Consider the following 921-nt stretch of genomic DNA (forward strand, 5'->3'; position numbering starts at 1 on the left):
GGGGGTATTTTGTATTGTAAGTTATTCAACTATTGAGAAACTTAAGCTACTTAGTAAGTATCAAGAATCGGATTACGACCTAACGGTCTTCTCCGATTATCACGGCGTGCGGCCAGCGAATATGAGTAAATGGATCAAACAATTCTTAATGGCTGGATTAGCAGGTCTAATTAGGCCTAAGCATAATCGGAAATACTCATTAGAAACAAAGGTAGCCGCTGTCAAAGCTTATCTTTCAAGTACGTATTCTAACCAGGAACTCCTTCAGCGATACCAAATTAGGAATATTTCTCAACTCCATCAATGGGTTATCAGTTACAATAGTGGCAACCTTACCGTTAATCAGACAACGAGAAAGCGAGCTAGAAGAATGGGACGAAAAGTAACCTTTGATGAAAAGAAGAGTATCGTTCAATGGACGATTGACCATGACAACAACTATAAGGCGGCTGATGAGAAGTATAACGTTAGTTATCAACGCGTTTATTCTTGGGTACGCAAGTACCAGGAAAACAATGATTGGGCAGCATTGAAGGATAACCGTGGGCGTAACAAGGATAAAGAACCGACTAATGAATTAGAACGGTTAAGAAAAAAAGTTCGCGAATTAGAGGCTCGAGAGCGTGAACGGGAGGTTCAAATTGCATTTGCAAAAAAATTAGTCGAAATACGCAATCGGGAGGTGGATCGACCGGACGATATCAAGCGATTCAGGAAATGATAGCCGATTCAGTCCGTGAATTAACCAAAGCTGCTGGAGTGTCTAGGCAAGCTTACTACAAGTGGCTTAAACACGATCCAAATGAACGTGAAATCGAGGAATTGGAACTTCTCAAGTTAATTGAGCAGTTAGAAAATGAACACAAACAAAGTGTTGGTTATGACAAAATGACCAGGTTAATTAATTTGAGTCAGCAAGTT

1 protein-coding gene and 1 pseudogene are annotated in these 921 nt (G+C 40.2%); both read left to right on the forward strand.

Features of this window, described 5'->3' with window-relative positions; genetic code table 11:
• Positions 1–121 precede the first annotated feature (121 nt).
• Positions 122–721 (forward strand): transposase, encoded by a 600-nt coding sequence (locus tag QOS10_RS09405; protein ID WP_283595197.1) that lies wholly within the window; start codon positions 122–124, stop codon positions 719–721.
• Positions 718–921 (forward strand): annotated as a pseudogene (locus QOS10_RS09410) (IS3 family transposase); the annotation flags it as partial. The gene QOS10_RS09405 and the pseudogene QOS10_RS09410, both read left to right, overlap by 4 nt.

Source organism: Limosilactobacillus galli, assembly GCF_947381495.1.
GTDB lineage: Bacteria > Bacillota > Bacilli > Lactobacillales > Lactobacillaceae > Limosilactobacillus > Limosilactobacillus galli.